Below are 9071 nucleotides of genomic sequence, written 5' to 3' on the forward strand. Positions count from 1 at the left end.
CGTTCCAGTCGATGTGCCGGGCGTCGTCGCCGTCGCTGTAGGCGCGCAAGCCGGTGAAGTCGATCCCGGAGCCGCGGTGCGCGGTGCGGTGGGCGTGCTGACCTTGCCGACCGGGGTGCGGGGGAAGGCGTCGACCAGCTCGACACGATCGGGCCACTTGTATCCCGCCACGCCGCGTTCCTTCAGGAACCGCTTGATCTCCCGCAGCGTCGGCGCCTGGTCCCGCACGATCAGGAAGGCGCAGGTGCGCTCCCCCATCACCGGATCCGGCGCACCGACCACGGCGGCGTCGTGCACCGCGGGATGGGCCAGCAGGTGGTTCTCCAGTTCCTCGGCCGAGATCTTGTCACCGCCCCGGTTGATCTGGTCCTTGACCCTGCCCTCCACGACGAGATGGCCGGAGGGGAGCATCCGTACCAGGTCTCCGCTCCGGTAGAAACCGTCGGGGGTGAAGGAGCGCGCGTTGTGCTCGGGCGCGCGGTAGTAGCCGCGCAGGGTGTAGGGACCGCGGGTGAGCAGCTCGCCGACCTCGCCGGAGGCGACCTCCACGTCGTCGGAGTCGACCACCAGGATCTCGTCGGCCGGCGACAGCGGCCTGCCCTGCGTGGTGTCGACCAGTTCCCGGGGATCGTCCAGGCGGGTGAAGTTGAGCAGTCCCTCGGCCATCCCCAGCACCTGCTGCACCGCACAGCCCAGCACGCCGGGGACCTGCGCGGCCCGCTCGGCCGCGAACTTGGCGCCGCCCACCTGCAGCAGCTCCAGCGACGACAGGTCCTCCTTCGACCAGGACACCGCCTCCAGCCAGAGCAGCGCGATGGGCGGCACCACCGCGCACGCCGTCGCCCTCTCGCGCTCGATGAGGGGAAACGCCTCGTCGGGCGCCCCGGAGGGCGCCAGCACGACCGTGCCGCCCTTGGCGAACACCCCGAGGATGCCCGGGCAGGCGAGCGCGAAGTTGTGCGCGACCGGGAGCACCACGAGGTAGACGGTCTCGGAGGTGAAGCCGCAGACCTCGGCGCTGGCCTCCAGGTTGTAGACGTAGTCGCGGTGAGTGCGCGGGATGAGCTTCGGAAGCCCGGTGGTGCCACCGGAGAGCAGGAACACCCCCACGTCTGCGGGGCCGGGCCGCTCGTAGGACACGTCCGCCCCCGCGCCGGTGCCGAGGTCGGCCAGCGCGCGGAACTCCTGGGCGTCCCCGTCCACCACGACATGTTCCACCGCCAGCGAGCGGGCCAGGTCGCGGTAGTCGAACCCGCCGTGAGTGTCGGGGATGACGTACGCCCTGGCCTCGCTCAGCTCGCACAGGTAGCCGATCTCGCTCCCCCGGTGCGCGGGCAGGGCCAGCACCGGAGCGGCGCCGATCCTGACCAGGGCGAGGAAGACGACGACGAAGGAGGCGGTGTTGGGCAGTTGCACCACGACGCGGTCACCCTGCCGGATGCCCAGCCGCGCGAAGCCGGCGGCGGTGCGTTCGGCGCGGCGATCCAGCTCCGCGTAGGTCAGCCGCTCCTCCCCGGCCACGAGCGCGGTCCGCTCCTTCTCGCCCCCGCCGAGCACGTCCCCGAGCACGTCACCGAGCAGCCGGTCGCCCCAGTAGCCCTCGGCCTGGTAGCGCGCCGCGAACTCCTCGGGCCACGGGGTGAACCCCTCCACCGGTCACCGCCCCGCGATCTGGGCCGCCGCGCCGGCGACCGGCTCGGCCGGATCGGAGCCGAGCGCGACGACGCGGTTGGCACCGTCCACGTGGACGACCTTGGGCCGGTGCGCCTTCGCCTCCGCGGCGTCGAACGTCCCGTACGAGATGATGATGACCAGGTGCCCCGGGTGGACCAGGTGGGCGGCCGCGCCGTTGACACCGATGATCCCGGTGCCGGCCTCACCGGTGATCGCGTAGGTGACGAGACGGGCACCGTTGTCGATGTCGACGACGTGGACCTGCTCACCCTCGACGATGTCGGCGGCGGCCATCAGCTCGGCGTCGATCGTCAGGGAACCCACGTAGTGCAGGTCCGCCTGGGTCACGGTGGCACGGTGGATCTTTCCATTCATAAGGACCCGCTGCACTGCTCTGTCCTCTTTCCTTAAGGTCAACTAAGGTTAGCCTCACCTTACTAATTCTGCCTGCTGAGGAGAACCCCGAAGATGTTGCGCCGTCTGGCCATGGACATCAGCCCGCTGAGAACCAGCAGGGCCTTCCGCGACGTCTTCGTCGCACGTACCGTGTCGGTCTTCGGCATCGGCATGCTCCTGGTCGCGGTGCCCGTACAGGTCTATGCGATGACCGGATCGACGGTACACGTCGGCGCCGTCTCCTCTGCCGAGGGGTTCGCCCTACTTGCCGGGTTCCTATGGGGCGGGGTGCTGGCCGACCGGCAGGACCGGCGCCGGTTGATGCTCCTGGCGCGCGGCGCGGCCGGTCTGGGCTTCGCGCTGCTGGCACTGAACGCCTTCCTGCCCTCCCCCTCGCTGGCCGCGATCTACCTGCTCGCGGCCTGGGACGGGCTGGCGACCGGTGTCAGCGTCACCGCGCTGCTGGCCGCGACCCCCGCCCTGGTCCCCCCGGACAAGCTCGTCGCGGCGGGCGCGCTCAACGCGCTGACCGTACGGCTCGGCTCGATGATCTCTCCCGCGCTCGGCGGCCTGACCATCTCGGCGTTCGGCGTCGGCTGGAACTACGCGGCCGCGGCCTTCGGCACCCTGGTCACCCTCGGCCTGCTGACGAGGCTCCCCGCCCTGAGACCGGCCGTCGTGGTCACCGAGAACCCGTTGAGGGCGATCGCCTCGGGGTTGAAGTTCGTGGCCTCGCACCGCGTCGTCGGCTCGCTCATGTTGCTCGGCCTGCTGTTCATGGTGGCGGGCGGCATCCCGGTGCTCATGCCCGCGTTCGCGACCCTGCAGCTGGGCGGTGGCCCGGCCACGATCGGCCTGCTCTACACCGCGCCGGCCTGCGGCGCGGTGCTCGGCTCGCTCACCAGCGGGTGGGTCGTGCACTCGCGCGCACCGGGCAGGGCGCTGCTCGTCGCGTCGGTCTGCGGCTTCGTGCTCCTGGCCTGCCTCGGACTGGCCGGGCATCCCGCGCTCGCCGTCGCGATCCTCTTCGGGTACGGCTTCGTCGCGTCCATCGAGGAGATCCTCCGCTACGGCCTCATCCAGGCGCACACCCCCGACGGCTACCTCGGCCGGGTGAACGCCCTGTGGGCCGCCCAGGAGACCGGCGGCGAGGCCGTCGGCGCGCTCGGTGCGGGCGCGCTCGGCCGTTACCTGGCCCCCGGTGCCGCGATCGTCGTGTACGGAGCGGCCAGCGCCGCGCTGGCGCTGGCCCTGGCCCTCACGCTCACCGGCCTGCGCGGTGCGACCCTGGAGAGCGAACCTCAGGACGCCTAGCCGCGCCACCCCGCGGTGACGACCGGTCAGTCGCCTCCGCCGCCCGCGCCCAGGCGCTCGGCGAGCTCGTCCTCGGACATGCCCTCCACCATGAGCCAGATCTCCGCGACCGCCTCCAGCCTGCCGGAGGTCTCCTCCACCTCGGCGAACCGGCGGGCGACACGCGAGACGGTCCGCTCGGTGAACAGTGCCCTCAGCGGCAGGGACGAGGCGTCGAGCGCCTCGCGCAGCCGCGCGATGATGGTGGTGGCCAGCACCGAGTCGCCACCGAGCGCGAAGACGTCGTCGTGCGCGCCGACCCGCGGCACGCCGAGTACCTGGCCGACCACCCGGGCGAGCACCCGCTCCAGCGCCGTGGCCGGGGCGGTGTACGGCGTGCCCGTCTCCCCCGCCGCGGCGGCGACCAGGGCGGCGAGCGCCTTGCGGTCCACCTTGTTGTTGGCCGTGAGCGGCAGCGCGGCCAAGGGCACCAGCAGGTCCGGGACCATGTGCGAGGGCAGCAGCTCCCGTACGTGGGCGAGCAGCTCCGGCGTTCCGGTCTCCGTTTCGGGCTCCTCCGCGAGCACGACCGCGGCGGCCAGCCGTGAGCCGGCGAGCAGGCCGACGGCCCTGCGTACCCGGGGGTGGCTCTCCAGCGCGGTCTCGACCTCGCCGAGCTCGATCCGGAACCCGCGCACCTTCACCTGGTGGTCGCGCCGCCCGAGGAACTCCAGCGTGCCGTCCGGCCGGTACCTGGCCATGTCCCCGGTCCGGTACCAGCGGGTGCCCTCGTGCACGACGAAACGGTCGGCGGTGCGCTCGGCGTCGCCGGTGTAGCCGTCCGCGACACCGGCGCCGCCGATCCACAGCTCGCCCCGCACCCAGTCGGGGCGGTCGCGCCCGATCTCGTCCACGACCCGGCAGGCCACTCCCCGCAACGGCACGCCGTAGGGGACCGCCGTCCAGTCTGCGGGCACCTCGCCGTCGACCTCCAGCACCGTCGAGTGGATGGCCGTCTCCGTCGTACCGCCGAGCGCGACGAACCGGCACCTCGGCGAACGGTCACGCAGCAGCGCGGGCAGGTGGGTGCCGACCCAGTCGCCGCCGAGCAGGACCAGCCGCAGGCTCGGTACGGGGCCGATCCGCAGCAGCATCTCCAGCACCGAGGGCACGCAGTTCAGCACGGTCGCCGACCACCGCTCGACCAGCTCGGCCCAGCGGGTGGCGTCGCGCCGCTCGTCCTCTTCCGGGATCACCACGGCGCCACCGCTGGACCAGGGCGCGAACAGGTCGAACACCGACAGGTCGAAGTCGAGGGCCGACACCGCGAGCGAGACGTCCGCCGCACCGAGCGAGAACCGCTCGACCAGGTCTCCGATCGTGTTCATCGCGGCCAGGTGCGAGACCTCCACCCCCTTGGGCTCCCCGGTGGAGCCCGAGGTGAACAGCACGTAGCCGACCTGCCCGGGAGGAACGGGAACCGGTCCTTCCAGCGGCGCGGAGTGCGTCACGGCCGAGGTGAGCGAGACCACGACCCCCGCCGCCTTCAGGATCCTCTCCCGGCGGGCGGCGGGCTGTCCGGACCCGACGGGTACGTACGCGGCACCGGCGGCCAGCGTGCCGAGCACCGCGACGGCCTGGTCGGGCCCCTTGGGCAGTTCGACCGAGACGCGGTCGCCGGGCCGCACCCCCCGCTCGGCGAGGTGGGCGGCGACGCGCAGGGCGCGGTCGGCCAGCTCGCCGTAGGTGAGCGTGCCGTCGGTGCCCCAGTGCAACGCCGCCAGGTCCGGAGTACGCCGGGCCCGCGCGAAGAACCCCTCGTGCAGCGTCCGCGCGGGTGGCGGCGGCTGGGCGTTGAGCTCGTGCCGCCGGCGCAGCTGGTCCGGCGGGGCGCCGATCCCCAGCGGCTCGCTCCAGTCGGCGCCCGGCGCGCCCAGGCGGGTGATCGCGCCCGTGTAGGCGGCGAACATCGCGTCGGCGACGCCGTCGGGGAAAGCCGGATCGCGCACGTCCCAGTTCAGCAGCAGGCCATCGGAGACCTCGGTGACCTGGGCGTCCAGCAGCACCTGCGGCCCCTGGGAGATGATCCATTCCGGCTCGCCGAAGCTGCGCCGCGCCCGCTCCCCGAACAGCTCGCCGAGGTTGAGAGCGCTGGTGTAGACGATCGGGGCCAGCACCTGCTCACCCCGCGCCCGCGACAGGTCTCTCAGCACCTCCACCCCGGAGTAGTCGCTGTGCTCACCGGCCGTGTGCAGCAGCGCCTGCAGCTCGCGGGCGCGCTCGACGAACGGCAGTTCCCGCGACAGGTCCGCCTCCAGCAGGATGGAGCCGGTGAAGTCGCCGACCAGGGCGTCCACGTCGGGGTGGATGGGCTCACGGTGGAAGAGCGGCAGGTTCAGCAGGAAGCGCGGGGTCGCCGACCAGGCCCCCATCACCTCGGCGAAGACCGCGGCGAGCGCCATCGCCGGCGTGACACCCTCGCGGTGCGCGCGGGCGATCAGCCGCTGCCGGCCCTCGGGGGGCAACCAGTGGTGTTTGCGCACGACCTTCTCCCCCGGGCGTGGCACGACCGGCAGCTCTGGCGGCCCGGACAGCTCGCCGAGCCGCTCGCCCCACCACCTGCGGTCCCGGTCGCGGGTCTTGGCGCGGGGGTCGGCGGCGAGATAGCGCGCGTAGCTGTAGTCGATCGGCGGCAGGTTCTCGCCCTCGTACAGCGCGGCGAGGTCGGCCAGCAGCGTGCGGTAGCTCATCGCGTCGGCGGCGACCATGTCGACGTCCAGGTGCAGCCGCGCGGCCCCTGAGGGCAGCAGGCTCAGCCGCGCGTCGAAGACCCGGCCCGTCTCGATGGGAAGCCGTTGGGTGGACATCTGGGCGCGCAGCCGTTCCAGCTCCTGTTCGGGATCCGGCGCGGCGCGCAGGTCGTGCACCGTGACCGCGGGTCCCGGCCGCTCCGGCAGGACGCGCTGGGTGCCGTCGTCGCAGACGGCGACCCGCAGCATCGGATGCCGCTCGACGAGTGCCAGGACCGCCCGCTCAAGGCGGCCGGGGTCGATCTCACGGCCGTCGAGCTCCACGTAGAGGTGTGCGGCGACGGAGCCGAGTGACTGGCCTGAGTCGCGGCCGATCCAGTAGGCGTGCTGCATGAGCGCGAGAGGGAACGACTCGCCCGGCTCCGTGGCCTCCCGCTCGGGATCGGGAACGCGGTCCTGGCCTGAACTCGGAAACGGGGTGAGGGCACCGCGTTCGGCGAGTAGCTCCCACCACTCGGCCAGCGTGGGCCGCCGCGCGAGTTCGGCGAAACCGATCTCGACGCCGAGGCGGCGCAGGCGGCCGGTCAATCCCATCAGCTGGATCGAATCCATGCCCAGTTCGATGAGATTGTCGTCCGCCTCCACCGGCTCTCCGAGCAGTTCTGTCAGCGAATCGTGCAGTTCTTCCCTGGTCAGCACAGAGCTCTCCCTAAGTTAGGCAAGGCTAACCTAATTTAAGGATGTTCGGGCGTCAACGCTCGTCTCCGGCCAACCGCGCGACCCGCTCACGCCCGCCCCCGCATCCCCTCGGTCGACAGCAGCCAGATCAGGTAGACGCCGCCCAGCACACCGGTGACCACACCGACCGGCGGCGTGACCGGCAGGTGCAGCGTCGCCAGGTCACTGAGGACGAGCAGCGCCGCGCCCATCAGCGCGGCCGGCACGAGCTGCGTGCCGGGCCGGCGGGTGAGCCTCCGCACCAGCTGCGGTGCGGCCAGCGCGACGAACGGGACCGGTCCCACCGCCGCGGTCGCCACCGCCACCAGCCCCACGCCCGTCACCACCAGCGCGGCCCGCGTCCGCTGGACCGGCACACCGAGCGCCTGGGCCGCGTCGTCTCCGAGCTCCCCCATCCGCAGCCGGCGCCCGAACGCCATCGTGACCGGAACGAGCACGGCCATGGCCAGGGCCAGCGGCCACGCGTGCGGCCAGCCCCTGCCGGTCAGGCTGCCGGTGAGCCAGAACGCCGCCTCGTACGCCTCGCGCAGTTCGGCCCGGGTGACGAGGTAGGCGTTGAACGACTCCAGCATCGCGGCCGCGGCGACCCCGACCAGTACCAGCCGGTAGCCGTGCACCCCGCCGCGGTAGGCGACCAGGTAGACGGCGAGCGCGGTCAGCACCGCACCGAGGACGGAGCTGGCCGCGATGGCGGCGGTGCCGCCGCCGACGACCAGGATCTGCAGCAGCGCGCCGGTGGCCGAACCCGTGGTGAACCCGATGAGGTCGGGACTGCCCAGCGGGTTGCGCGTGATGCTCTGGAAGATCGCACCGCTCAGGCCCAGGGCCGCCCCGGCGAGCAGGCCGGTGACGGCCCTGGGCAGGCGCAACGTGAGCACGATGAACTCCGTCGCGCGCTCTCCCCGCCCGGCCAGCGCCTCCACCACCTCGGTGACGGAGACGGGGAAGTCTCCACTGCCGACCACGAGCACCGCCGCCCCCAGCGCGACGCCCGCCAGCACGGCACACACGGCGACGGCCCGCGGCCGCCACCGCACGGACATGCTCCCGACGCGCAGGACACGATTCATGCTCACAGCTGGGGAACCCTTCCGCGACGGACCATCAGTGCCAGCAGGGGGGCGCCCAGGAACGCGGTGACGATGCCCGTCTCCAGCTCGCCGGGCGCCGCGACCACGCGACCGACGATGTCCGCGCCGAGCAGCAGCACCGGCGCCAGCAGCAGCGAGTACGGCAGCACCCAGCGCTGGTCCGGGCCGACCAGCGCCCGGGCCACGAAGGGCACCGCCAGCCCGACGAAGGCGATCGGCCCCACCGCCGCCGTGGCTGCGCCGCACAGCACCACGACCGCCAGCGCCCCCAGCGCGCGGGTCCGGCCCGCGCGTACGCCCAGTGCCTGTCCCGTGTCCTCCCCCAGCGCCAGCGCGTTGAGCGGGCGCGCCAGGCAGAGCGCCAGCACCGTCCCCGCCAGCAGGAACGGGCCGATCTGCGCGAAGACACCGAGGTCGCGTCCGGACAGCGAGCCCACCTGCCAGAACCGGAAGCCGTTGAAACCACGCGGGCTGAGCAGCATCACCCCCGCCGTCAGCGAGCTGAACACCGCATGGATCCCGGCTCCCGCCAGGACCAGCCGCGCGGGGGTGGCGCCGGAACGGCCGCGCGACCCGATCACGTAGACCAGCAACGCGGCCCCGGCGGCCCCGAGGAACGCCGCCCACACGTAGACGAGGACCTCGTCCACCCGGAACAGGCCGACCACCGTCACGACCGCCATCGCCGCGCCGCCGTTGACGCCGAGCAGACCGGGTTCGGCCAGGGGGTTACGGGTCAGCGCCTGCATCAGCGCGCCCGCCAGGCCGAGCGCCGCCCCCACGGCCACCCCCAGCAGCGTGCGCGGCAGCCGCAGCTCCTGGATGATCAGCGCGTTCTCCGAGCCGTCGGGAGCGAACACGCCCGAGAGGACCTGGTCCAGCGGGATCTGCTTGGCGCCGATCGCGATGCCTGCCAGCACGGTGAGCAGCAACAGGCCACCGAGCAGACACAGGCCGGTCAGCCGTCTCCGGATATACGCGCTCTTCGCGGGGGGAGCCACAGAGATTAAGTTAGCCTAACCTAACAAGAATGGCGACGTACGGCCCCGACAACACGCACCGGTGGACAATCGGCGCCGGGCCCCGGCGCCGCACGGCAGGGCAGGCACCGGCCCTCACGACCGGCTCC

The 9071-nt window shown here is 72.7% G+C and carries 6 protein-coding genes; 1 reads left to right on the forward strand and 5 read right to left on the reverse strand.

The annotated features are described in order from the left end of the window. Together ABZ260_RS39500 and panD are read right to left on the reverse strand one after the other, a co-directional pair. On the reverse strand, nt 1–1653 hold a 1653-nt coding region (locus ABZ260_RS39500), incomplete at its 3' end, for an AMP-binding protein (protein WP_355627773.1). 3 nt (nt 1654–1656) lie between these two features. Then, nucleotides 1657–2064 carry an aspartate 1-decarboxylase gene (gene panD, locus ABZ260_RS39505; RefSeq protein ID WP_350923836.1) on the reverse strand — a complete coding sequence of 136 codons (408 nt, stop codon included), beginning with the start codon at nt 2062–2064 and terminating at the stop codon, nt 1657–1659. Nucleotides 2065–2142: 78 nt separating this feature from the next. Here panD and entS point away from each other — a divergent pair, with 78 nt between their 5' ends. After that, complete coding sequence (gene entS, locus ABZ260_RS39510) at nt 2143–3384, forward strand: enterobactin transporter EntS (protein ID WP_355627775.1); 1242 nt, start codon at nt 2143–2145, stop codon at nt 3382–3384. A gap of 26 nt (nt 3385–3410) precedes the next feature. Here entS and ABZ260_RS39515 read toward each other — a convergent pair whose 3' ends face one another. The 3 genes from ABZ260_RS39515 to ABZ260_RS39525 all read right to left on the reverse strand — a co-directional run bounded on the left by ABZ260_RS39515 (nt 3411) and on the right by ABZ260_RS39525 (nt 8943). Beyond that, nucleotides 3411–6812: an amino acid adenylation domain-containing protein gene (locus ABZ260_RS39515; RefSeq protein WP_355627778.1), complete on the reverse strand. Its 3402-nt coding sequence runs from the start codon at nt 6810–6812 to the stop codon at nt 3411–3413. A gap of 86 nt (nt 6813–6898) precedes the next feature. Then, nucleotides 6899–7921 carry an iron chelate uptake ABC transporter family permease subunit gene (locus tag ABZ260_RS39520; RefSeq protein ID WP_350959424.1) on the reverse strand — a complete coding sequence of 341 codons (1023 nt, stop codon included), beginning with the start codon at nt 7919–7921 and terminating at the stop codon, nt 6899–6901. Between the two features lie 2 nt (nt 7922–7923). Next, nucleotides 7924–8943 (reverse strand): iron chelate uptake ABC transporter family permease subunit, encoded by a 1020-nt coding sequence (locus ABZ260_RS39525; RefSeq protein ID WP_355627781.1) that lies wholly within the window; start codon nt 8941–8943, stop codon nt 7924–7926. Nucleotides 8944–9071 lie beyond the last annotated feature (128 nt).

The sequence above is a fragment of the Streptosporangium sp. NPDC006013 genome, assembly GCF_040614275.1.
GTDB lineage: Bacteria > Actinomycetota > Actinomycetes > Streptosporangiales > Streptosporangiaceae > Streptosporangium.

Bases quoted from the DNA above. Each gene is read 5' to 3' on its own strand.
- ABZ260_RS39520 (WP_350959424.1), bottom strand. From the start codon at position 7,921: ATGAATCGTGTCCTGCGCGTCGGGAGCATGTCCGTGCGGTGGCGGCCG.
- entS (WP_355627775.1), top strand. From the start codon at position 2,143: ATGTTGCGCCGTCTGGCCATGGACATCAGCCCGCTGAGAACCAGCAGG.